The organism is Pelomonas nitida (genome assembly GCF_043555975.1).
Classification (GTDB): domain Bacteria; phylum Pseudomonadota; class Gammaproteobacteria; order Burkholderiales; family Burkholderiaceae_C; genus Pelomonas; species Pelomonas nitida.
The window spans coordinates 331,497-352,418 of record NZ_JBIGIA010000001.1 but is presented as its reverse complement, the minus strand read 5'-3'; the positions used below and the strand labels follow the sequence as shown (position 1 = coordinate 352,418).

Here is a 20,922-nt window from a genome sequence, read left to right as displayed (position 1 = left end):
TGTCAGCCTCCGGACAATGCTTGCAGGACGTGGATGCGGCTGTCGGGCACTAGCGGGTCGCTGAGGCCGCGCAGGTCGCGTGCCCGCCGGCCGTCGATGAAGACGACGACGTTCACGCGCAGATGCCCCTGCTCGTCGACGATGTAGCCGCGCAGCCGCGGCTGGGCGGCGAACGCCGCCTCGAGCGCGTCGCGCAGTGTGGTCGCCTCGCAGCGGCAGGCGGGCGCATCGACGAAGCGGTGCAGTTGCGGGGTGAACTCGACGAGCGGCATGCGAGGACGACGTTTGAGGTCGGCCGCATTCGACGTCCACACCCCCACGAGAGCACCCGGACTTACCCTTAACGACAATCCGCGCCATGAACCCCGGCATCCTCTTCGCCCTCGGCGCCTACCTGAGCTGGGGGCTGTTCCCGCTCTATTTCCGTCAGATCACCGCCATCCCGGCGCTGCAGATCGTGGCCCACCGAACGCTTTGGTCGCTGGCCTGCGTCGCCCTCGTGCTGGTGCTGACGCGGCACCTCGCGTGGCTGAAGCAGGTCAGCGCCGCGACCTGGCGTCGCTTCACCGTGTCCGCCGCGCTGATCGCCATCAACTGGCTGGTCTATGTGTGGGCGGTGAGCCACGGGCATGTCATCGACGCCAGCCTGGGCTACTTCATCAACCCGCTGGTCAACGTGGCGCTGGGCTTTGCGCTGCTGCACGAGCGGCCGCGGCCGGCACAGTGGTTTGCCGTGGGGCTGGCGGCGTTCGGCGTGCTGTGGCTGACGGTGGCCGGCGGCCAGCTGCCCTGGGTGGCGCTGGTGCTGGCGGTCAGCTTCGGCTTCTACGGGCTGATGCGCAAGACGGCACCGCTGGGCGCGCTGGAGGGTCTGTCGCTGGAGACCCTGATCCTCGCGCCGCTGGGCGTGGCCGGCTTCGCGTTCTGGGGCACGGGCGGCGGGTTCGCCGGCCAGACCGTGGTGGACTGGGCCTGGCTGATCGGCACCGGGCCGCTCACGGCCGGCGCGCTGCTGATGTTCGCGGCCGGCGCTCGCCGCCTGCCGCTGGCGACACTGGGCATCGTCCAGTACGTGTCGCCGTCACTGCAGTTCCTTCTGGGCGTGTTTCTGTTCAGGGAGCCCATGGACGCATCCCGGCTGGTCGCCTTCGGCTGCATCTGGGGCGCGCTGGCCGTCTACAGCGCCGAGGGGTTGTGGCAGACGCGGCGCAGCCTCGCCGCCCGGCCCGCATGACAACCCGCACCACCGCTGCCGAAGGGCTCTTTTAAAATTGCCTCATGCCACTGAACATCGTCGTCTTTTCCAAGTCCGCCTGCCCGCAGTGCGACATCGTCAAGAGCCTGCTCAAGGCCAAGGGCCTCGCGTTCGAGGAGATCAAGATCGACGACGAGGCCCAGCGCCTGGCCTTCTATGAGAAGTGCGGGCCGGCGGTGCGGCAGATGCCGCAGGTCTTCATCAACGACCAGCGCGTCGGCGGCGTCGCTGGCCTGCAGGCGGCGCTCGCACAGCTGAAGCTGTAGTGCCGCCGAGGGCGCCGCCGTCTGCCCGCGCAACCGCCAGAGCCGCCCGACCCGCCACTGCTAGCAGGCCGAGCGCTGGGCCGTTCAGCTGCGCATCAGGTGATCGAAAGCGCCCAGAGCGGCCTTCGCACCGTCGCCAGCGGCAATGATGATCTGCTTGAACGGCACCGTCGTGACGTCGCCCGCCGCGAACACGCCGGGCACGGACGTCGCGCCCTTGGTGTCCACGATGATCTCGCCGTGCTTGCTGAGCTCCACCGTGCCGCGCAGCCATTCCGTGTTGGGCACCAGGCCGATCTGCACGAAGCAGCCATCGACTTCCACGCGCTTGGCCTCACCCGTGACGCGGTCCGTGTAGTTCAGGCCGTCGAGCTTGCCGTTGGTGCCGGTGAACTCGGTCGTCTGCGCGTTGGTGATGATGGTGACGTTGGGCAGGCTACGCGCCTTCTTCACCAGCACCGCGTCGGCACGCAGTTCGGCGCCGAACTCGATCAGCGTCACGTGCTTGACGATGCCGGCCAGGTCGATGGCGGCCTCGACGCCCGAGTTGCCACCACCGATGACGGCCACCGGCTTGCCCTTGAACAGCGGGCCGTCGCAGTGCGGGCAGTAGGCCACGCCCTTGTTCTTGTACTCGGCTTCACCGGGCACGCCCACGTTGCGCCAGCGCGCGCCCGTCGACAGGATGACCGTCTTGCCCTTGAGCGTGGCGCCGTTGGCCAGTTCCACCTCGATGAGGCCACCGGGCTGCGCGGCCGGGATCAGCTTCTCGGCGCGCTGCAGGTTGTGGATGTCGACCTTGTAGTCCTTGACGTGGCCTTCCAGCGCGGCCGCGAACTTCGGGCCATCGGTCATCGAGACGGAGATGTAGTTCTCGATGCCCAAGGTGTCGTTGACCTGGCCGCCGAAGCGCTCGGCCGCGACGCCGGTGCGGATGCCCTTGCGGGCCGCATACACGGCCGCCGCCGCGCCCGCCGGGCCGCCGCCGACGATGAGCATGTCGTAGGGCTCCTCGGCGTCGAGCTTCTTCGCGTCACGCGCGGCCGAACCGGTGTCGAGCTTGGCGATCAGCTCTTCCAGGCTGATGCGGCCGGACACGAAGTGCTCGCCGTTCAGGTAGACGCTGGGCACGGCCATGATCTCGCGCGCTTCCACCTCCGCCTGGAACAGGCCGCCGTCGATGACGGTCGTGCGGATGCGCGGGTTGAGCACCGACATGAGCGACAGGGCCTGCACGACGTCCGGGCAGTTGTGGCAGGTCAGGCTCATGTAGATCTCGAAGTCGAGATCCACCTCCAGCGCCTTGACCGCGTCGATCTGCGCGGCCTCGACCTTGGGCGGGTGGCCGCCGGTCCACAGCAGCGCCAGCACCAGCGACGTGAACTCATGGCCCAGCGGGATGGCGGCGAAACGCAGGCTTTGCTCGGTGCCCGTGCGGCGCAGCAGGAACGAGGGCGTGCGGGTGTCGACGCCGTCGGCACGGAACGAGATCTTGTCGTTCATGCCGGCGATTTCTTCCAGCAGCTCGCGCATCTCGTCGCTGCTGGCCGAGTTGTCCAGCGAGGCGATAATCTCGAAGGGGAGCTTGACGTGGTCCAGGTAGCCCTGGAGCTGGGTCTTCAGTGCGGCATCCAACATGGGGTACTTCCTTTCAGTAAGGCGTGGCGAGACGGGCCACTGCTGAAAGGGTCCCCGCACCGATGATGGGGTGGAGGCCCTTTCAGCAGAACCGGTTTGGCTCTGCGAAAGACAGGAACCCTCCCGGGCTCCTGGTGTTCGTCATGGAACGAGGATCAGATCTTGCCGACCAGGTCCAGCGACGGGGCGATGGTCTTGGCGCCGTCGTTCCACTTGGCCGGGCAGACTTCGCCGGGGTGAGCGGCGGTGTACTGGGCCGCCTTCAGCTTGCGCAGCGTTTCCTTGACGTCACGGGCGATTTCGTTGGAGTGCACTTCGGCGGTCTTGATCTGACCTTCCGGATTGATGATGAAGGTGCCGCGCAGCGCCAGGCCTTCTTCGGGGATGTGCACGCCGAAAGCGTTGGTCAGCGTGTGGGTCGGGTCGCCCACCAGCGGGAACTTGGCCTTGCCGACGGCCGGCGAGGTTTCATGCCAGACCTTGTGCGAGAAGTGCGTGTCGGTCGTGATGATGTAGACCTCGGCGCCCAGCTTCTGGAACTCGGCGTAGTTGTCGGCAGCGTCCTCGACTTCCGTCGGGCAGTTGAACGTGAAGGCAGCCGGCATGAAGATCAGCACGGACCACTTGCCCTTCAGCGTCTCGTCGCTGACGGTCACGAACTTGCCGTTGTGGAAGGCTTCGGTCTTGAAGGGTTGGACTTGGCTGTTGATCAGGGACATGTAGAGCTCCAAAGGGGGCGGGTTGAAGGAATGGGTAGAACTATATCGACGAACTGTTTTCGGTTGAAAACATTTATCAAATCGACGTTATTGATTCAACCTATCGCGGCGGCGGCCAGCGGCGCAGGACAGCCCCACATCACCCAGCCTCACACGCGAAAGCGGCGTTGGCGCGGGGCCGCAGCATCCTGCACCCGCCGCCCCGCCATCACGCCGCAACACCAAGCCTAGTGCATCTCCGTGTCCGTGCATCACCGCGCGGGCGCTGAGGGCATGGCCGCCCCGCGCGCCGCCCGCGGCGGCAGCGCGGTCAGCGCTCGAGCGCCAGCAGTTCCTCGACCGTCTGGCGGCGGCGGATGAGGCGGCTGGCCTCACCGTCCACCAGCACCTCGGCCGCGAGCGGTCGGCTGTTGTAGTTGCTGGACATGGAGGCGCCGTAGGCCCCGGCATCGTGGATGACGAGCAGGTCGCCGACGCGCGCGTCGGGCAGCGCCCGCGTCAGCACCTCGCCACCGGCGCCTTGCGTGAACACGTCGCCAGACTCGCACAGCGGCCCGGCCACCACCGACTCCCGCAGCGGCCGCGCCACGCCGTCCTGGGGCAACAGCGTCATCGCATGGAAGCTGCCGTACATCGCCGGCCGCATCAATTCGTTGAAGCCGGCATCCACCAGCACGAAGCGGTTGGCGCCCGCGTTCTTCACCGCCCTCACCTCGGCCAGCAGCACGGCGCTTTCGGCGACGAGATAGCGGCCGGGCTCCAGTTCCAGCGTCAGCTGGTGGCCCACCAGCGCCTCGGCCTCGCGGCGGGCCGTGTCCCACAGGTCGAAGTAGTGGTCGACGTCGATGCCGGCATCGCCGTCGCGGTAGGGAATCGACAGGCCGCCGCCAGCCGAGATGGCGTGCAGGTCGTGGCCGGCCGCGACGGTCTGCTTCACCAGGCCCACCATGGCCTGGCCGACCTGCGCCAGGTGGCCGTAGTCCACGCCCGAGCCGATGTGCATGTGCAGGCCGGCGAGCTTCAGCCCGTGCTGGCGGATGGCAGCCAGCGCCTCCGGCAGGTCGGCGTGCCAGATGCCATGCTTGCTGTGCTCGCCACCGGTGTTGGTCTTGTGGCTGTGGCCGTGGCCGAAGCCGGGGTTGATGCGCAGCCAGACCGGGTGGCCGGCCGACGCGGTGCCCAGCTGGTGCAGCATGTCGATGGAGCCGGCGTTGACGGGAATGCGGTGCTCGACGACGGTGGCCAGCGTCGCGTGGTCCAGCAGGTCGGCGGTGAAGACGATGTCATCGCCGCCTACCGCGTAGCCGGCGGCGAGCGCGCGCAACAACTCACCGCGCGACACCGAATCCACCTTCACACCGGCCTCGCGCAGCAGCTTCAGCACGTGGATGTTGGAACAGGCTTTCTGCGCGAAGCGGACAACGTCGAAACGCTTCAGCGACGCGGCACGGGCGCGGATGGTGGCGGCGTCGTAGACCCACAGCGGCGTGCCGTGTTCGGCAGCCAGGGCTTGCAGGCGGGAGGGCGTCAGGGCGGTCGGCAGGGGCTTGGTCATGTCTTGCAGCATGCCCGCCGCCAGCCATTCAATCAAATTGCAATTTGTCGGCGGACAATCGATTTTTGATATGGATATCCAGCACCGCCACATCGAAGTCTTCCGCGCCGTCATGACGGCCGGCAGCGTCACCGCCGCCGCGGCGCTGTTGCACACCTCGCAGCCGACGCTCAGCCGCGACCTTGCCCGCCTGGAGCAACTCCTCGGCTACGCCTTGTTCGAGCGCGAGCGCGGCCGCCTGAAGGCCACGGCGCGGGCGCGCGCCTTGTTCGACGAAGTGGAGCGCAGCTTCCAGGGCCTGGCCCGCGTCATCGAACGCGCCGAGGCCCTGGGTAGATCGGAGGACACGGAACTCAGCGTGCTGAGCCTGCCGGCCCTCAGCCACGCGCTGCTGCCGGGCGCTCTGGGCGCGCTGCTGGCCGACCACCCGGCGGCGCAGGTCTCGATCACGCCCGCCGAGCCACCATTGCTGGACGGCTGGATGAGCGAACAGCGCTTCGACCTCGGGCTGGCCGAGCAGGCGACGGCACCGCCAGGCGTGCGGGTCGAGCCGGTGCTGGAGGCCGACGAAGTCGCCTTGCTGCCGGCCGGGCACGCCCTCACGTCACGGCCGCGACTAGACCTGCAGGACTTTGCCGGCCAGCACTTCATCAGCCTGGCCGAGGACGACCCCTACCGCCGCGAGATCGACGGCCGGTTCGAGGCGGCCGGCGTGCAGCGCCGGCTGCGGCTGCAGACCCACAGCGCAGTGGCGGTGTGCGAACTAGTGCGAGCCGGCCTGGGCGTCGCCATCGTCAACCCGCTGACGGCTGCGGCCTGCGCCAGCGACAGCCTCGTCGTGCGCCCGCTGTCGGTGTCGATTCCCTACCGCGTGTTCGCGCTGATCCCACTGCACCGGCCGGCGCAGCCGCTGGTTCGCGCGCTGCTAGCCGCCCTTCAGGACTGACGCACAATCAAGCCGACAAACAAAGCCCTGCGCCGTATAACAGGCCAGGGACTGATCAGCGGTCAGGGAGATCAAGCACATGTTCGGACTTCTTCGCAGCCCCAATGCGGCGGTTTGCCTTATCGGCCTCGGCGCCCTCTTTATGTTCTTGGGCCACAAGCATGCGGCGAGGACAGCTGCCTTAAGCGCACATGGCAAGACGGCCGATGCGCAGATCGTCAAGTTGGATTGGCGGGAAAAGAAGCGAAACCACGAGGACAGCGACTACACCGCCCATATCCGTTTCACGACCGAAGCCGGTCAAGAGATCCGCGACGAAGTCGGCGTTTCCACCGAGTTGGGTCGGGCTTTGCGAAGCAAATCGGGCCCAGCGGTGCTGACGGTTCGCTATCTTCCTGAAGATCCGCACACACTTGACGACGTCAACAAGGAAGACTTTTCCGATGCCGAGAGGGACCTCGGGCGCTACGTACTGCTGGGCGGCATCGCGATTCTGGTGATGAGCTTCATTTTCCCGAAGCGCTCCCGGTGAGCCAGTCAGATGGCCTGACTGCAACTCGGCAAGATAGCGGTCGCTGCTTGCTGACAGTGCAGGCGATCAGCCCCGCTCGTTCGCCGCGCGGACGACGCTAGGCTTCACGCCAAAGCGCTTGACGATGCTGGCCTCGATGCCGGCGGCGTCCAGCCCGCACAGGCTCATCAGCTTGGCCGGGTCGCCATGCTCGACGAACTCGTCGGGCAGACCCAGTTGCAGCACCGGAATGCTGATGCCGGCGGCGCTCAGCGCCTCGGTGACCGCACTGCCCGCGCCCCCCATCACGCAGCCGTCCTCGACGGTCACCAGCGCGTCATGCGTGCGGGCCAGCTCGGCCACCAGGTCGGCGTCCAGTGGCTTGACGAAGCGCATGTTGGCCACCGTCGCGTCCAGGCGCTCGGCCACCTCCAACGACGGGTACAGCAACGTGCCAAACGCGAGGATGGCAATGCGCTGCCCTTTGCGGCGCACCTCGCCCTTGCCCCAGGGCTGGGCCGTCATGGCCTTCACCGGCGTGACGCCCGCGCCCGCACCACGCGGGTAGCGCACGGTCACCGGGCCGTCATGCATGAAGCCGGTGTAGAGCGCCTGACGGCATTCGTTCTCGTCGGCGGGCGTCAGCACCGCCATGTTGGGAATGCAGCGCGTGAAGGCGATGTCGTAGTTGCCGGCATGCGTGGCGCCATCCGCCCCGACAAGGCCGGCACGGTCCAGCGCAAACAGCACCGGCAAATTCTGGATGGCCACGTCGTGAACCATCTGGTCGTAGGCGCGCTGCAGGAAGGTGGAATAGATGGCGACGACCGGCTTGATGCCTTCGCAGGCCAGACCGGCGGCGAAGGTCACCGAATGCTGCTCGGCGATGCCCACGTCGTGATAGCGCTGCGGAAAGCGCTGATGGAACTCCACCATGCCGGAGCCCTCGCGCATGGCCGGCGTGATGCCGACCAGCCGCTCGTCCTGCTCGGCCATGTCGCACAGCCATTCGCCGAACACCTGCGTGAAGGTCGTCTTCGGGGGCGTTGCCGGCTTGACGAAGCCCACGGCCGGGTCGAACTTGCCCGACGCGGCGTGGTACTTGACCGGGTCAGCCTCGGCCAGCTTGTAGCCCGCCCCCTTCTTCGTGACGATGTGCAGGAACTGCGGCCCCTTCTTGTCGCGCAGGTTCTCCAGCATCGGCACCAGCGTATCGAGGTCGTGACCGTCGATGGGGCCGACGTAGTTGAAGCCGAACTCCTCGAAGATCGTGCCCGGCACGACCATGCCCTTGGTGTGTTCCTCGAACTTGCGCGCGAACTCGTACAGCGGCGTGTTCTTCAACACGCTCTTGGCGCCCTCGCGGGCCGCCGTGTAGAAGCTGCCGCTCATGAGGCGCGCCAGGTATTTGTTCAGCGCACCGACCGGCGGGCTGATCGACATGTCGTTGTCGTTCAGGATGACCAGCACGTCACCCAGCAAGCCGCCGTGGGCCACGCCGGCGTTGTTCAGCGCCTCGAAAGCCATGCCGGCCGTCATCGAGCCGTCGCCGATGATGGCCACGGCCTTGCGGTTCTCGCCCTTGAGCTTGGCCGCCATGGCCATGCCGTGCGCCGCCGAGATGGAGGTGGAGGAGTGCCCGGTGCCGAAGGTGTCGTACTCGCTTTCGTCGCGGCGCGGGAAGCCGCTGATGCCGCCGATTTGGCGCAACGTCGGCATGCGGTCGCGGCGGCCGGTCAGCACCTTGTGCGGATAGGTCTGGTGGCCGACGTCCCACACCAGCCGGTCCTCCGGCGTGTTGAACACGTAATGCAACGCCACCGTCAGCTCGACGGTGCCCAGGTTGGACCCCAGGTGGCCGCCGGTCTTGGAGACACTCTCCAGCACGTAGGCGCGCAACTCGTCGGCCACGCGCTGCAGCTCGGTGCGCGGAAGCCGGCGCAGGTCGGCCGGGCTGGAAATGCCGTTCAGCAGCGTGTAGTCCATGGGGCGAAACCTTTCAGTTCACACGCTCGACGACCGAGTCGGCCAACAGGCTGAGGTGGCTGACATCGGCCAGCCCGCTGGCCACCAACGCCGCCTTGGCCTCGGCGCGCAGTTGCTGCGCCAGCCCCTTGGCCGGCTCCAGCCCCAGCACGCTGACGTAGGTGGGTTTGTTGGCGTCCTGATCCTTGCCGGCCGTCTTGCCCAGCACGACGGAATCCTGCGTGACATCGAGAATGTCGTCAACGACCTGGAAGGCCAGCCCGAGCGCCGCCCCATAGGCCGACAGCGACTGCGCGGCGCCGGCCGACACGTCGCCGCACGCCGCGCCCATGACCACGCTGGCCTGCAGCAGCACGCCAGTCTTGCGCCGATGCATGTCACGCAAGGTGCATTCATCCAGCTGCCTGCCGATGCTGGCCAGGTCGATGGCCTGGCCACCGGCCATGCCGTCATGACCGGCCGAACGCGCCAGCAGCGCGCACAGCCGCGCCTGCAGGGCCGGGGCGATGCCGCTGTCGGGCGTCAGCACCTCGAAGGCCAGCGCCTGCATCGCGTCGCCCGCCAGCATGGCCTGGGCCTCGCCGAACGCGACATGGGTGGTCGGCTTGCCCCGACGCAGCACATCGTTGTCCATGCAGGGCATGTCGTCATGCACCAGCGAGTAAGCGTGAATCAGCTCTACGGCGCAGGCCGCACGCATCGCCGCGAAGCGGTCGCCGTTGACGGCTGCGCAGCTGGCCAGCACCAGCAAGGGACGCAAACGCTTGCCGCCGCCCAGCGACGCATAGCGCATCGCCTCACCGAGGCCAGCGGGGGCGCCGGCCGGCACCAGGTCGTCCAGCGTCGCCTCGAAGGCGAGCAGCGACTGGTCCACCCAGCGATCGAAGTCTTTTGCTTCCATGTTCAAGAGCCCTCCCAGGCCTTCAGCTCTGCCCCATCCAGCAGCTTGACCTGCTGCTCCACAGCCTGCAGGCGACCACGGCACAAGGCCAGCAGCGCCGACCCGCGCTGGTAGCTCTGCAGCAGCTGGTCCAAGGGCAGTTGCTGGCCTTCCATGGCCGCCACCAGACGTTCCAGCTCATCGAGCGCCTGCTCGTAGCTGAGTTCGCCGCCGTCGGATGCGGCAGCCTTGGCGCGGGGGGAAGACTTTGTCATTTCAAAACGCGAAACGCCGATTGTAGACAGCCGACCTGGGCTCGCCGCACAACGAAGCCCCGGCTGTAGCCCCTGACCGACGGCCTGGGTAGAATCCCCAACCTCCTGGCGCGCTGCGCGCGTGCGAGGAGCCGCCCTTGCGGACGCCACCCGCGCTCCGCCCCCTTCATCCACCGCAACCTGGCCGACTCGGCATTCCCGAGATGCGCCGGAGGGACGCAGCACCCCTACCCGCCTGAAAGACCCGCCTGGATCATGTCCGACCTGAGCCTCCCTGTCTCGGCGCTCCAACGCAGCCAGACCCAGCTCCCGGTGAGCGCCTACTTCGATCCCGATCTGTTCCAGCGTGAACAGGCCAGCATCTTTCAGCGAGGGCCCCGCTATGTCGGCCATGCACTGGCCGTGCCTGAGGTGGGTGACCACTACGCGCTCCCCCAGGAGGGTGAAGGCCGTGCGCTGGTGCGTTCGGCTGAAGGGAAGCAAGGCATCGAGCTGATCTCCAATGTCTGCCGCCACCGCCAGGCGGTCATGCTGCGCGGGCGCGGCAACACCAAGTCCAACATCGTCTGCCCGCTGCATCGCTGGACATATTCACATCAGGGCGAACTGATCGGCGCACCGCACTTCGACCACGACCCCTGCCTGAACCTGAACAACTACAAGCTTCAGGAGTGGAACGGCCTGCTGTTCGAGGACAACGGCCACGACGTCGCGGCAGAACTCGCAAAGCTGGGCCCACGCGCGCAGCTGGACTTCTCCGGCTATGTGCTCGACAAGGTCCAGGCCCATGAGTGCAACTACAACTGGAAGACCTTCATCGAGGTCTACCTCGAGGACTACCACGTCGGCCCCTTCCACCCCGGCCTGGGCGGCTTCGTCACCTGCGACGACCTGGCCTGGGAGTTCGGCAAGCACCATTCCGTGCAGACCGTCGGCGTGCACAAGGATCTGGAGCGCCCTGGTTCGCCGGTCTACCAGCGCTGGCACGATCAGTTGCTGAAATACCGGGAGGGCCGCCCACCCGAGGCCGGCGCGATCTGGCTGACCTACTACCCGCACATCATGGTGGAGTGGTATCCGCACGTGCTGGTCGTGTCGACACTGCACCCGCAGGGGCCGCAGAAGACGCTCAACCTCGTCGAGTTCTACTACCCCGAGGAAATCGCCGCGTTCGAGCGCGAGTTCGTCGAGGCCCACCAGGCCGCCTACATGGAGACCTGCGTGGAGGACGACGAGATCGGCGAACGCATGGACGCCGGCCGCCGCGCGCTGATGATGCGCGGCGACAACGAGGTGGGGCCGTACCAGAGCCCGATGGAAGACGGCATGCAGCACTTCCACGAGTGGTGCCGCAACGAACTCGGCGACGCCATCGGGCAGCTGCGCTGATGCCGGCACCACTGCTGATGATCGTGGCGACCTTCCTGTTCGCCACGATGGGGGTCTGCGTCAAGCTCGCCAGCGACCTCTACGCCGCCAGCGAGATCGTCATGTACCGGGGCATCGTCGGCATGCTGTCGATGGCGCTGCTGACACGCCACCAAGGCCTCACGCTGGCCACCAAGGTGCCCGGCATGCACATCTGGCGCAGCATCTCCGGTGTCACGTCGCTGTGCCTGTGGTTCTACGCCATCGGCAAGCTGCCGCTGGCCACGGCCATGACGCTGAACTACATGTCCTCCGTCTGGATGGCCCTCTTCCTGCTCGGCGGCGCCGTGCTGATGGGCGCCAACAAGCTGGACTGGCGGCTGCTCGCCTCGGTCTTGCTGGGCTTTGTCGGCGTGGCGCTGATCCTGCGCCCGACGCTGGACCAGCAGCAGCTCTGGCACGGCCTGGCCGGCCTGGTCTCGGGCATGCTCGCGGCCATGGCCTATCTGCAGGTGACGGCGCTGGGCCGCGCCGGTGAGCCGGACCTGCGCGTCGTCTTCTACTTCTCGGCCGGCGGCGCCATCGCGGGCGGGCTGGTCACCGCCATCACCGAAGGCGGCCTGCAGACGCACACGCTCAAGGGAGCGGCGCTGCTGCTGGCCGTCGGGCTGCTCGCCACCGCTGCCCAGGTCTGCCTGACCCGCGCCTACGCCATCGGCCGGCCGCTGGTCAACGCCTGCCTGCAATACCTCGGCATCGTGTTCTCCTTCGGCTACGGCATGCTGCTGTTCAAGGACCCACTGACCTGGCCCGCCACGGTCGGCATGATCATCATCATCGGGGCCGGCGTCTCGGCCACGCTGCTGCGGGCCAAGGTGGCGCCGCCGCCGAAGGACAGCCAGTTCAATCCCAACGAGGGCTAGCCACCCCCTACGCGCTCCGCGCGTCCTCAAGCGGGCACTGCCAGCCGCCCGCCAAAGCCGGTTGTGCGGCAGTCGCTGGGCAAGACACCCCACCGGGAGCATCCGAGATGCCGTTCACGACGCTGATTTCTGCCACCGAGCTGCGCGGTCTGACCGACCCGCTGATCCTCGACTGCAGCTTCGACCTGGCCGACACCGCCGCCGGCGAAAGGGCCTATGCCGCGGGCCACATTCCCAGCGCCTTCTACCTGCACCTGGACCGCGATCTCGCCGGGCCCAAGACCGCCGCCGACGGCCGCTTCCAGGGCCGCCACCCGCTGCCGGCGCGCGACGCCTTCGCCGCGCGGCTGCGTGGCCTGGGCTTGCGCGCCGGCCGCCAGGTCGTCACCTATGACCTGCAGGGTGGCATGTACGCCGCACGCGCATGGTGGATGCTGCGCTGGCTGGGCCATGCCGAGGTGGCCGTGCTGGACGGCGCCTGGGACGGTGAACGCAACACGCAGGCGCCCACCGCCACGCCCACGGACTGGCAGCCCGGCACCTCGCTGGTGCGGCAGATCGATGCGGCCACGCTGCTGAAGCAGCTTGGCAACGTCCGCCTCATCGATGCCCGCGCCGCCGAGCGGTTTCGAGGCGACGTCGAGCCGCTGGACAAGGCGGCCGGCCACATCCCCGGCGCGCGCAATCGCTTCTTCAAGGACAACCTGGCCGCCGACGGCCGCTTCAAGCCGGCCGCGCAACTGCGCGCGGAACTGCAGCTGCTGCACGCTGACACCGTGGTGCACCAATGCGGCTCGGGCGTCACCGCCTGCCACAACCTGCTGGCCATGGCGCACGCCGGGCTGGGTGACGGCGTGCTCTACCCGGGCTCCTGGAGCGAATGGTCGGCCGACGCGAACCGGCCGATTGCGCGCAGTTGAACAAAGGCTTGATCTCCGACAACTAACGGCGCGGACGATGGTCCACACTGAAGGCCTCTGCAACGACGACAGGAGGACCGAATGTTCAAGCGCATCCTCGTCCCCACCGATGGTTCGGACATCACCGCCCACGCGGTCGACACCGCCATCCAGCTGGCCAAGATCCACGGTGCCCAGCTGCTGACGCTGAGCGTCATGGAGCCCTTCCCCTACAGCGCGGTGTCTGAGATCCAGCCCGTGCCGCCACAGGAATTCATCGACGCCCAGCTGCGAATCGCCACCCAGCGTGTCGAGGCCGTCTGCGCCCAGGCCGCCGCGCAGGGCCTGTCCTGCCGGGCCCACACCGTCGAGGCGCTGCACGCCTGGGAAGCCATCATCGACCACGCCAAGGCCGAGAGCGCCGACCTCATCGTGATGGCCTCGCACGGCCGCAAGGGCTTCGCGGCGCTGCTGCTGGGCAGCGAGACGCAGAAGGTGCTGACGCACATCGCGCTGCCGGTGCTGATCGTCAAGTGATGGCTGGTGGCGCGCAGCCGGCGCAGGCGGGGCGCCACCCCGCCGTGCTGTCGAGAGCACCCGGCGAAGCGCCGCGTCAGTAACCCCGACTCTCCTCGGGCAGCAGCCCGGCGGCCACCCGCGCGCGGGCGCGCGCCTCGTCTTTCATCAGGCGGCCGTTGGCGACGTAGCGAACAATCCAGGGCAGCGGCCGGATGCGCCCGCCCGTGGCCCACGCCAGCACATAGGCCTTGGCGCACTTCTCGAACAGCTCGGCGTTCAAGGCCAGCCGCTGCGCCGTCATGCCCAGCACCAATGCTTGGCCCTCCAGCAGCAGAACGTTGCCGCCCTGCCCCAGACCGGCGGCCCAGTCATTGCCACGCGTGACAGGCATGCGGCCCAGATGGCGCACCTGCTCGTCGAACAGCAGCGGCATGGCGCTTCCCGCCGGCTGAAGCGACGCCAGCAGCTGCCCGAAAACCCCGCCGCCGTGCAGCACGGCGCACACATCGGCGCGCCGCGCCAACACCGCAGCCGCAGGCGGCAAGCCCTGTCCCGACGGCGGGGTGGCGCCATCCAACAGCACCGGCTCGTCCGCCTGCGTGCTGCCATGCCACATCGCCGCGCTGCCGGGGATGCGCAGCGTCAGCGTGGGCTGCGCGCCTCCTAGCAACTGCTTGTGCTGCAGGCGTTCACGCAGCGCGCACCACTGGTCGCGCAACGACGCTGCCAGCGCCTCGCCGTCGGCTCGCTCAGACCAGCGCGAAGACATCGTCAAAACGGTTGAGTGCATCGTCGATCACGTCGTCGGTGTCGGCCAGGCTGGTGTAGATGCGGCTGCCGGCCAGCGTGATCAGGCCGTGCGCCGTGTAGGCCGCGCCCATCTCCTCCATCATGTGCTTGCGGCGCTTGGCCTCGTCCTTGGCGCGGAACAGCTTCCACAGGCTGCTGGTGTCCATCAGCAGCACGCCCGAGGTCTGCAAGTGCACGATGGAGCCCATGTTGTAGGTGACGTAGGGCAGACGGCGGCGCTGGATGATTTCGTCCAGCCCCGCGCGCAGGCGGTCGCCTGCGCGGCCGGCTTTCTGCGCCGCCTGCGTGCGCTCCATCTCGACGATGGCGTGATAACCCGCCACACACGACAGCGGGTTGGCCGACAGCGTGCCGCCCACGAAGGCGCGCCTGGACGTGGTGCCCAGCCCGCCGACCAGCGACATCATCACCTCGCGCCGCCCACCAATGGCGCCCGCCATCGGATAGCCCCCCGTCAGGCACTTGCCCAGCACCGTGATGTCGGGTCGCACGCCGAAGAAGGCCTGCGCGCCACCCAGCCCCACGCGAAAGCCCGTGACCACCTCGTCAAACACGAGCAGCGCGCCGAACTCGTCGCACAGGCGGCGCACCTGCGCGTTGTAGTCGCGGTGCACCGGCCGCGTGCCGCTTTCCGGCCCCAGTGGCTCCACCAGCACGGCGGCTGTGCCACCACGCAGCCGGTTCCACCGCAGCTTGCGGCGCAATTCATCGAGGTCGTTGGGCAGGCATTCCTGGGTGTAGGCCGTGGCACCGCCCGGGATGCCCGTGGCCTCCATGCGGCCGGTCTTGGGCAGCCGCATGCCATAGACCAGTTGGTCGCTCCAGCCGTGATAGGCGCCGCCCACCTTGATGATCCACTTGTGGCCGGTGTAGGTGCGTGCCAGCCGCACCGCCCCCATGACCGCCTCGGTGCCGGAGCCCAGCAGCCGCAGCATCTCCACGGCAGGCATGTGCCGGCACACCAGCTCGGCAAGCTTGACCTCGTACTCGTGCAGCAAGCCGGTGACGGGCCCGCATTCATCGATCAGCTCGTGCACCTTCTGCCGCACGGGCGCGTAATTGCTGCCCAGCAAGGTGGGGCCGCCGGCCTGCAGGAAGTCGATGTACCGGTTGCCATCCACATCGCGCAGATGGGCGCCGTCGGCCGTGGAGAAGGCCAGCGCAAACGGGTAGTTGAACGACAGGTTGTGCTGCACACCGCCCGGAATCACGGCCTTGGCCTGCTCGGCCAGGCGCCGGCTGGCCTGGCAACGCTGCTCGAAATAGCCCATCACGTCGGCCATGGCCGAGGGGCGGATGGGGCGCATCGGCTGGTTCACCAGTTCGGCAAAGCGCGGATACAGCGTGTCCACGTCCGGCCAGGCGGAGATGGCCGAGGGTGACGCCGCCGCATTCTGAGCGGAGGCGGTTTCGAGGGCGGTCGTCATGGAGAGGTCAGACATGGGCTTGGGGCGGCGGCGCCGCGAAGGCTTGATCGGGGGTGTCGGGCTGAGCCGACGCGAGCAGCGCGTCCATCACGCGCTGCAACTGGGGCTGGCGGCCCGCACGCACCTGCTCGGCAATCCGCTCGGCGAGGTGCTCTCGGGCCAGGGCTTCAAGGTCGTCCACCGCCTGCAGCGCCGCGGCGCTGTCCGGCCCGCAGCACAAGATGCCGTGATTGCGCATCAGGTAGGCGTTCAAGTGAGGCCGCAGCGCGGCACCCAGTCGCGCGGCCAGCCACGCACTGCCGGAAGGCGCATAGCCCACCAGCGGCACGCAGTCGCCCAGGCTCGCGCGCCAGCGCGGTGCCACCGTCAGCGGCCGGCCCAGCAGCGCGCAGGCACTGGCCACCGGCTGGTGGGTGTGGATGCTGCACCCCACCTCGGGCCGGGCGCGCAGCACGCGGGCGTGCAGCGACGTCTCCACAGACGCGGGCCGCTCTCCCGCCACGCGGGCGAGGTCACGCAGGCGCAGCACGGCGACATCGGCCGGCCGCATCTCGGCATAGTCGGTGGCCGACGGCGTGACGGCCACATGCTCGGCATCGATGCGCAACATCAGGTTGCCGCCCGTGCCGGCGAAGTAGCCCCGCCGTGAGAGTTCGAGGCACAGCGCCACCACGTGTTCGCAGGCAGATTCAAAAGGCATGGCGAGTCCGTTCTCAGGCCGTTGCGACCGCCGCCGCTGGCGCCGCGTTCAGCCGGTGGTAGAGCGGCGCCAGGCGGCGGCGCAATTCCTTGAAGCTCTCGAACTTGTCGGCGTAAAGGCTACGCAGGGCCGTCGACGGTTCGTAGACACGCCGCGTCTGCTGCAGGGCCGCCGTGTCGGCCAGCGACGCAAAGGCGCCCAGGCCCACACCGGCGATGAAGGTCGCCCCCAGTGCATTGGCCTGGATGGGGTTGGGCGGCTGGCGGATCGCCTGGCCCGTGACATCGGCCAGGATCTGGCACCACACCTCGCTTTGCGCGCCGCCGCCCACGGCCGTCACCACGCCGGGATCCTGCCCCAGAAAGCGGGCGAAGGGCTCCATCATCCAGCGCGTGTTGAACGCCACGCCTTCGAGGAAGGCGCGAAAGATGTCTTCCCGCGAATGCTGGAGCGACAGATTGAACAGCCCGGCCCGCAGATGCGGGTCATCCACGGGCGTGCGCTCGCCGGCCAGCCAGGGCGTGTAGATCAGCCCGCGTGCACCCGGCGGCACGCGCGCCGCGATCTGGTTGAGCACTTCATACACCGCCGGATGCTCCTCGTCGCGCGACAACTCGTCGGGGTGGAACAGGATGCGGTCGCGCAGGAACGACAGGTTGGCGCCGGCCGTCGACTGCAGCGCCATACCCAGGTAGCGCCCGCTGACCGCACAGGGCACGGCCGCGATCTTGTGCAGCACATCCGTCTTCATCGCCGGCACATGCGCGCCCAGCCAGGACGAGGTGCCCAGGTAGAGGTGGGTCTCGTAATCGCGCACCGCCGCGCCCACGGCCACCGCCGAGTTGTCGACCGCGCCGGCCACCACCTGCACGCTGCCGGCCAGGCCCAGGGCCTGGGCCACCTCGGGCAGCAGCGGGCCGAGGATGTCGGTGGAACGCACCAGCTCCGGCAGCTTGTCGCGGTCGACGTCCAGCCAGCGCAGCAGCGCGTCGTCGTAACGCGGCGCTTGAGGGTCGCGGTTGTCCGTGACCCAGGCGGTGAGGATGGAATCGTGCGTGGCGCAGAGGCGGCCGGACAAGCGCAGGTTCAGAAAGTCCAGCGCGTTGACGAATTTGTGCGTGCGCTCGTAGAGATCGGGCCGCTCGTCACGCACATGGGCGATGTGGCCGGCGCTGTCGCGGCCGGTCTGCGAGGGCGCGCCGCCCGTCAACCGCAACCAGCGCCACAGCCGCCAGGGCTCATAACCCTCCACATTCAGCCACCGGCCGCGCGTGCGGCGCCGCATGGCGGCGGCGCCGCGCGCATCCAGCCAGCTGATGGCCGGCGCCAGCGGCTGCCCGTCCCGGTCCAGGCACAGCGTGACCTCGGTCTGCGTGGAGCAGCACACCGCCACCACGCGTGACCGCAATGACGCGTCCTGCAGCAGCTCCGCCGCGGCCGCCAGGAAAGCCTGCCACCAGTCCTGCGCCTCCTGCTCCGCCCGCGCGCCGTCGACCTGCAGGCTCACGGGGCGAAACGCCCAGCCATGCACCGCCCCGTCCAGCGACACCAACGCACACTTGCACCCCGACGTGCCCAAGTCCACGGCCAGCACCAGCCGGGTGTCCGGCAACAACGCCATCGGCAGCCCGCTCAGAACTTGTAGGCCGCAGACAGCACCACCGTCTGCTTGTCAGCCGCCTTCACGTGGTCGCCATCCAGCGCCTGGTAGAGCTCACGCACCCGCGTGTTGGCCTTCATCCATTCGGCGGTCCACTGCACACCCCAGGCCTTGTGCGTGATGCCGACGGCATAGTCGGCGAAGTTGGCCTCGCTGAAGTGCTTGACGCGCTGGTAGCCGGCATGAAAGGTCAGCTGTGTGCGCGGCGCGACGGTGACCTTGTAGCCCAGGTCCAGCAGCACGCTGCCGCGCACGCCATGCTCGCCGCGGGCATAACACTGCAGCGCCTGTGTCGGGTCGGCCATGAAGGCCAGCATCTGCGCGCACACGCCGCCCGTGTTCGCACCGCGGTAGGCGTCCGACAGCACGCTGAGCACGCGGCCCTCGATGGCGCCCCAACCGGCCTCGAGCACCAGGTAGCGCGTGTTGTAGTTGGTGTTGCGGAAGTCGGTGGGCGTGCCCGTGGCCATGTCGAAGGCGTACGGCGCGTCGAACTTCGCGCCAGGGAAAAACTCGGCCGCCACACCCACGCCGAAATGCCAGGCTTCCGGGTCACCGAAGCGATAGCCCGTGGCCAGCAGCAGGTTGTAGCCGTCGCTGTTCGTGTAGTACTTCTTGCTGACGCTGGCCAGCTGGGCCAGCGCGATCACGCCGCTCTCGTGCGCCAGCTGCACGCTCATCTGCACGCCAGGCCCACGCATGGAGTCCGACACCCCGCGCGTGCGCTGATCGCTGACGAGCTTGATCTCGGTTTCCACCGCATAGCTGGCCACATCGTCACCGGCCGCCTGTACGGCGTGCGGCAACAGGGTCAACGCGGCGCAGGCAACAAGCCAGGCGGCCTTCAGGTCTCGGGGGGCATTGCTCATGGTGTTTCCTCGGCAGATCAGGACTTGCAGACAGGGGTGGCAGGCAACTGGGCAACGCGCTTGAACTGCTCGGTCTGCCCAAGGATCTCGGCGCCGACAAAGGCGCGAACGTGCAGCTCGCCGTTCTTCACGCGCACCACGCCGCGGTACTTCTTGCGGTCTCGCGGGTCGAAGATCCAGCCGTCTCGCCAGGCACCGTCGCCGTAGCGCTCCAGTTGGGCGATCTGCACGCCACAGGTGTCGTTGGGCTTGCCAGCGTCCTTGTCCCAGGCAATGCGGCCGCACAGCGCGCTGGGCTTGTCGACACAGGGCTCGAAGCGAAGCACCGCATCTCCGTCAGCCGTGAGCCACAGCCCCTTGGCCTCGTCCTGCCCCTCGGCGCGGGCATTCATCGCGCCCACCGTCAGGGTCAGCGCCGATAGCAACAGCATGCATTTGCGTCTCACGAACAGTCCTTTCAAGCAAGGGCAGGAGGAAGCTTCAAAACAGCAACGGTATTCATGACTAGCTTTTTGCGCAAAAAAAACGAGGTGAGCGCTGCGCTAGGCAGTGCGCCCCGCGAGCGCCCGAAGTGCGCGCATCGACAGCAGCACCACCAACACGGCCGCACCGCAGCCAAAGCTGACCAGCGCCGCGCGGCTGGCGTCGTCGCCCTCCACAACCAGCGACGCCACCAAGGGCCCGGCCGCCGAGCCGAGCAGCTGGGCGGCCGGCATCAGCGACGCCACGCGGCCACTGCGGTCGACCGCGAAGGCCAGCGCCGTGTGAAACGGCACCATGAACAGCCAGACAAAGGCAAACACCATGCACAGCGGAGAAAACCATGCCGGCTGAGCCGCAGTGGCGTAGACCGCCAGCGCCACGCCTCCGAGCAACAGCGCAGCCAGCGCCAACACCGGAGCCGGCGGCAATCGCCCCACCAGCGCCGTGCCCGCCGTGCCGCCAGCGATCTGCGCCAACAGCGCGGCTGCGATGACGGTTTGTGCCGCCAGCGCGTCCAGCCCGGCGCGCTGGCCCAGCGGCTCGGCATAGGCCCACAGCGCCCCCAGTGTGGCCATCAACAGGAACACCGCCAGCAAGGACAGCACCGCGGCGGGCGTCCAGCGCCAACGCCCGGGTTCGGCGCGCGGGTCCACGCCCGCCGCCACCTGCGGTGCCAGTGCCGCGGGCAGGCCATCCAGCAATAACAGCGGCAGCACCGCAGCCACAGCCAACACCCAGAACGCCGCCGGCCAGCCATACGACGGGATCAGCCAGCGGGCCAGCACCAGGCCGACCAAGGCCTGCGCCCCCGTCTGCAGCACGAAGAACACCCCGGCCATGCGAGCCGGGCGCTCGCTGCGCACGATGAAGGCCGTTGTCACCCACAGCAGCAGCCCTTCAGCCAGCCCCGCCGCGGCGCGCACCAGCGCCAGCGCCGCGTCGCCCTGCATGGAGGGCGTCAGCAGATTCAAGGCCACGATGGCGATGACCGCGCCCAGCGTCAGCCAGCGCAGGCGGTGCAACCAGGCCAGCAAGTCACCCAGCAACACCCCCAGGCCCAAGGTGACGATCTCGGCCATCGCCACCACGCCCACGCCCTCCAGGCTGACACGACCCGCCCCCAGCATCTCGCCCAGAACAATCGGCTGAACGCCCAGCATCAGCAAGGCGACGGAGCCCGACACCATGGGCACCAGCAGGCCGCCCACGGTCGGCGGCAGAAGGTGCCCTGTC

22 protein-coding genes are annotated in these 20,922 nt (G+C 68.3%); 8 read left to right on the top strand and 14 right to left on the bottom strand.

What is annotated here, in order from left to right; genetic code table 11:
* Nucleotides 1-2 precede the first annotated feature (2 nt).
* Nucleotides 3-272: a MoaD/ThiS family protein gene (locus tag ACG00X_RS01560; RefSeq protein WP_394486169.1), complete on the bottom strand. Its 270-nt coding sequence runs from the start codon at nucleotides 270-272 to the stop codon at nucleotides 3-5.
* 86 nt (nucleotides 273-358) lie between these two features.
* Between ACG00X_RS01560 and rarD the strand changes: the two genes are divergently transcribed.
* Complete coding sequence (gene rarD / locus ACG00X_RS01555) at nucleotides 359-1,234, top strand: EamA family transporter RarD (protein ID WP_394486168.1); 876 nt, start codon at nucleotides 359-361, stop codon at nucleotides 1,232-1,234.
* Between the two features lie 44 nt (nucleotides 1,235-1,278).
* The gene (locus tag ACG00X_RS01550) at nucleotides 1,279-1,521 is read left to right on the top strand and encodes a glutaredoxin family protein (protein WP_394486167.1); all 243 of its coding nucleotides are present in this window, start codon (nucleotides 1,279-1,281) and stop codon (nucleotides 1,519-1,521) included.
* A gap of 84 nt (nucleotides 1,522-1,605) precedes the next feature.
* Here the strand turns inward: ACG00X_RS01550 and ahpF are convergent, their stop codons facing one another.
* From ahpF to lysA, 3 genes are all read right to left on the bottom strand, one after another.
* Nucleotides 1,606-3,159: an alkyl hydroperoxide reductase subunit F gene (gene ahpF, locus ACG00X_RS01545; protein WP_394486166.1), complete on the bottom strand. Its 1,554-nt coding sequence runs from the start codon at nucleotides 3,157-3,159 to the stop codon at nucleotides 1,606-1,608.
* A gap of 155 nt (nucleotides 3,160-3,314) precedes the next feature.
* Nucleotides 3,315-3,878, bottom strand: a complete 564-nt coding sequence (gene ahpC / locus ACG00X_RS01540) for an alkyl hydroperoxide reductase subunit C (RefSeq protein ID WP_394486165.1) — start codon at nucleotides 3,876-3,878, stop codon at nucleotides 3,315-3,317.
* Between the two features lie 310 nt (nucleotides 3,879-4,188).
* The gene (gene lysA, locus ACG00X_RS01535) at nucleotides 4,189-5,433 is read right to left on the bottom strand and encodes a diaminopimelate decarboxylase (RefSeq protein WP_394486164.1); all 1,245 of its coding nucleotides are present in this window, start codon (nucleotides 5,431-5,433) and stop codon (nucleotides 4,189-4,191) included.
* Nucleotides 5,434-5,503: 70 nt separating this feature from the next.
* Here lysA and ACG00X_RS01530 point away from each other — a divergent pair, with 70 nt between their 5' ends.
* Both ACG00X_RS01530 and ACG00X_RS01525 read left to right on the top strand, forming a co-directional pair.
* Complete coding sequence (locus ACG00X_RS01530) at nucleotides 5,504-6,379, top strand: LysR family transcriptional regulator (RefSeq protein ID WP_394486163.1); 876 nt, start codon at nucleotides 5,504-5,506, stop codon at nucleotides 6,377-6,379.
* A 79-nt stretch (nucleotides 6,380-6,458) separates the two neighbouring features.
* Complete coding sequence (locus tag ACG00X_RS01525) at nucleotides 6,459-6,911, top strand: DUF3592 domain-containing protein (RefSeq protein ID WP_394486162.1); 453 nt, start codon at nucleotides 6,459-6,461, stop codon at nucleotides 6,909-6,911.
* A gap of 66 nt (nucleotides 6,912-6,977) precedes the next feature.
* On the opposite strand, the gene dxs is transcribed toward ACG00X_RS01525, so the two are convergent.
* The 3 genes from dxs to xseB are packed head-to-tail and all read right to left on the bottom strand — an operon-like array spanning nucleotide 6,978 to nucleotide 10,031.
* Nucleotides 6,978-8,876 carry a 1-deoxy-D-xylulose-5-phosphate synthase gene (gene dxs / locus ACG00X_RS01520; protein ID WP_394486161.1) on the bottom strand — a complete coding sequence of 633 codons (1,899 nt, stop codon included), beginning with the start codon at nucleotides 8,874-8,876 and terminating at the stop codon, nucleotides 6,978-6,980.
* Nucleotides 8,877-8,889: 13 nt separating this feature from the next.
* Entirely contained in the window at nucleotides 8,890-9,777 is an 888-nt protein-coding gene (locus ACG00X_RS01515; RefSeq protein ID WP_394486160.1) for a polyprenyl synthetase family protein, read from the bottom strand.
* A 2-nt stretch (nucleotides 9,778-9,779) separates the two neighbouring features.
* A complete protein-coding gene (xseB, locus tag ACG00X_RS01510) occupies nucleotides 9,780-10,031 on the bottom strand; it encodes an exodeoxyribonuclease VII small subunit (protein WP_394486159.1) in 252 nt (83 codons plus the stop codon).
* Between the two features lie 255 nt (nucleotides 10,032-10,286).
* Here xseB and ACG00X_RS01505 point away from each other — a divergent pair, with 255 nt between their 5' ends.
* From ACG00X_RS01505 to ACG00X_RS01490, 4 genes are all read left to right on the top strand, one after another.
* Entirely contained in the window at nucleotides 10,287-11,420 is a 1,134-nt protein-coding gene (locus tag ACG00X_RS01505) for an aromatic ring-hydroxylating oxygenase subunit alpha (RefSeq protein WP_394486158.1), read from the top strand.
* Nucleotides 11,420-12,322 (top strand): DMT family transporter, encoded by a 903-nt coding sequence (locus ACG00X_RS01500; protein WP_394486157.1) that lies wholly within the window; start codon nucleotides 11,420-11,422, stop codon nucleotides 12,320-12,322. The genes ACG00X_RS01505 and ACG00X_RS01500 overlap by 1 nt, the downstream gene beginning before the upstream one ends.
* Nucleotides 12,323-12,429: 107 nt before the next feature.
* The gene (locus ACG00X_RS01495; protein WP_394486156.1) at nucleotides 12,430-13,242 is read left to right on the top strand and encodes a sulfurtransferase; all 813 of its coding nucleotides are present in this window, start codon (nucleotides 12,430-12,432) and stop codon (nucleotides 13,240-13,242) included.
* 81 nt (nucleotides 13,243-13,323) lie between these two features.
* Nucleotides 13,324-13,758 carry a universal stress protein gene (locus ACG00X_RS01490; protein WP_394486155.1) on the top strand — a complete coding sequence of 145 codons (435 nt, stop codon included), beginning with the start codon at nucleotides 13,324-13,326 and terminating at the stop codon, nucleotides 13,756-13,758.
* Nucleotides 13,759-13,834: 76 nt separating this feature from the next.
* Here the strand turns inward: ACG00X_RS01490 and ACG00X_RS01485 are convergent, their stop codons facing one another.
* From ACG00X_RS01485 to ACG00X_RS01455, 7 genes are all read right to left on the bottom strand, one after another.
* The gene (locus ACG00X_RS01485; protein WP_394486154.1) at nucleotides 13,835-14,509 is read right to left on the bottom strand and encodes a hypothetical protein; all 675 of its coding nucleotides are present in this window, start codon (nucleotides 14,507-14,509) and stop codon (nucleotides 13,835-13,837) included.
* A complete protein-coding gene (locus ACG00X_RS01480) occupies nucleotides 14,490-15,992 on the bottom strand; it encodes an aspartate aminotransferase family protein (protein ID WP_394486153.1) in 1,503 nt (500 codons plus the stop codon). Before ACG00X_RS01480 ends, ACG00X_RS01485 begins: the two co-directional genes overlap by 20 nt.
* Nucleotides 15,985-16,677, bottom strand: a complete 693-nt coding sequence (locus tag ACG00X_RS01475) for a class II aldolase/adducin family protein (RefSeq protein ID WP_394486152.1) — start codon at nucleotides 16,675-16,677, stop codon at nucleotides 15,985-15,987. The genes ACG00X_RS01480 and ACG00X_RS01475 overlap by 8 nt, the downstream gene beginning before the upstream one ends.
* A 13-nt stretch (nucleotides 16,678-16,690) precedes the next feature.
* Entirely contained in the window at nucleotides 16,691-18,298 is a 1,608-nt protein-coding gene (locus ACG00X_RS01470) for a xylulokinase (protein WP_394486151.1), read from the bottom strand.
* Between the two features lie 11 nt (nucleotides 18,299-18,309).
* Nucleotides 18,310-19,206, bottom strand: coding sequence for a TorF family putative porin (locus ACG00X_RS01465; protein WP_394486150.1), 897 nt, complete (start codon nucleotides 19,204-19,206; stop codon nucleotides 18,310-18,312).
* 17 nt (nucleotides 19,207-19,223) lie between these two features.
* Entirely contained in the window at nucleotides 19,224-19,637 is a 414-nt protein-coding gene (locus ACG00X_RS01460) for a DUF2147 domain-containing protein (RefSeq protein ID WP_394486149.1), read from the bottom strand.
* Nucleotides 19,638-19,748: 111 nt separating this feature from the next.
* Nucleotides 19,749-20,897, bottom strand: a complete 1,149-nt coding sequence (locus tag ACG00X_RS01455) for an MFS transporter (RefSeq protein ID WP_394486148.1) — start codon at nucleotides 20,895-20,897, stop codon at nucleotides 19,749-19,751.
* Nucleotides 20,898-20,922: the final 25 nt, after the last annotated feature.

Excerpts from the sequence above, each read along its gene's own strand:
- ACG00X_RS01530 (WP_394486163.1), top strand. The coding sequence starts at position 5,504 with ATGGATATCCAGCACCGCCACATCGAAGTCTTCCGCGCCGTCATGACG.
- ACG00X_RS01465 (WP_394486150.1), bottom strand. The coding sequence starts at position 19,206 with ATGAGCAATGCCCCCCGAGACCTGAAGGCCGCCTGGCTTGTTGCCTGC.
- lysA (WP_394486164.1), bottom strand. The coding sequence starts at position 5,433 with ATGACCAAGCCCCTGCCGACCGCCCTGACGCCCTCCCGCCTGCAAGCC.
- ACG00X_RS01470 (WP_394486151.1), bottom strand. The coding sequence starts at position 18,298 with ATGGCGTTGTTGCCGGACACCCGGCTGGTGCTGGCCGTGGACTTGGGC.
- ACG00X_RS01515 (WP_394486160.1), bottom strand. The coding sequence starts at position 9,777 with ATGGAAGCAAAAGACTTCGATCGCTGGGTGGACCAGTCGCTGCTCGCC.
- ACG00X_RS01525 (WP_394486162.1), top strand. The coding sequence starts at position 6,459 with ATGTTCGGACTTCTTCGCAGCCCCAATGCGGCGGTTTGCCTTATCGGC.
- ACG00X_RS01505 (WP_394486158.1), top strand. The coding sequence starts at position 10,287 with ATGTCCGACCTGAGCCTCCCTGTCTCGGCGCTCCAACGCAGCCAGACC.
- ACG00X_RS01480 (WP_394486153.1), bottom strand. The coding sequence starts at position 15,992 with ATGTCTGACCTCTCCATGACGACCGCCCTCGAAACCGCCTCCGCTCAG.
- xseB (WP_394486159.1), bottom strand. The coding sequence starts at position 10,031 with ATGACAAAGTCTTCCCCCCGCGCCAAGGCTGCCGCATCCGACGGCGGC.
- dxs (WP_394486161.1), bottom strand. The coding sequence starts at position 8,876 with ATGGACTACACGCTGCTGAACGGCATTTCCAGCCCGGCCGACCTGCGC.
- ahpC (WP_394486165.1), bottom strand. The coding sequence starts at position 3,878 with ATGTCCCTGATCAACAGCCAAGTCCAACCCTTCAAGACCGAAGCCTTC.
- ACG00X_RS01485 (WP_394486154.1), bottom strand. The coding sequence starts at position 14,509 with ATGTCTTCGCGCTGGTCTGAGCGAGCCGACGGCGAGGCGCTGGCAGCG.
- ACG00X_RS01475 (WP_394486152.1), bottom strand. The coding sequence starts at position 16,677 with ATGCCTTTTGAATCTGCCTGCGAACACGTGGTGGCGCTGTGCCTCGAA.
- ACG00X_RS01560 (WP_394486169.1), bottom strand. The coding sequence starts at position 272 with ATGCCGCTCGTCGAGTTCACCCCGCAACTGCACCGCTTCGTCGATGCG.
- ACG00X_RS01500 (WP_394486157.1), top strand. The coding sequence starts at position 11,420 with ATGCCGGCACCACTGCTGATGATCGTGGCGACCTTCCTGTTCGCCACG.
- ACG00X_RS01490 (WP_394486155.1), top strand. The coding sequence starts at position 13,324 with ATGTTCAAGCGCATCCTCGTCCCCACCGATGGTTCGGACATCACCGCC.
- rarD (WP_394486168.1), top strand. The coding sequence starts at position 359 with ATGAACCCCGGCATCCTCTTCGCCCTCGGCGCCTACCTGAGCTGGGGG.
- ahpF (WP_394486166.1), bottom strand. The coding sequence starts at position 3,159 with ATGTTGGATGCCGCACTGAAGACCCAGCTCCAGGGCTACCTGGACCAC.
- ACG00X_RS01460 (WP_394486149.1), bottom strand. The coding sequence starts at position 19,637 with ATGCTGTTGCTATCGGCGCTGACCCTGACGGTGGGCGCGATGAATGCC.
- ACG00X_RS01550 (WP_394486167.1), top strand. The coding sequence starts at position 1,279 with ATGCCACTGAACATCGTCGTCTTTTCCAAGTCCGCCTGCCCGCAGTGC.
- ACG00X_RS01495 (WP_394486156.1), top strand. The coding sequence starts at position 12,430 with ATGCCGTTCACGACGCTGATTTCTGCCACCGAGCTGCGCGGTCTGACC.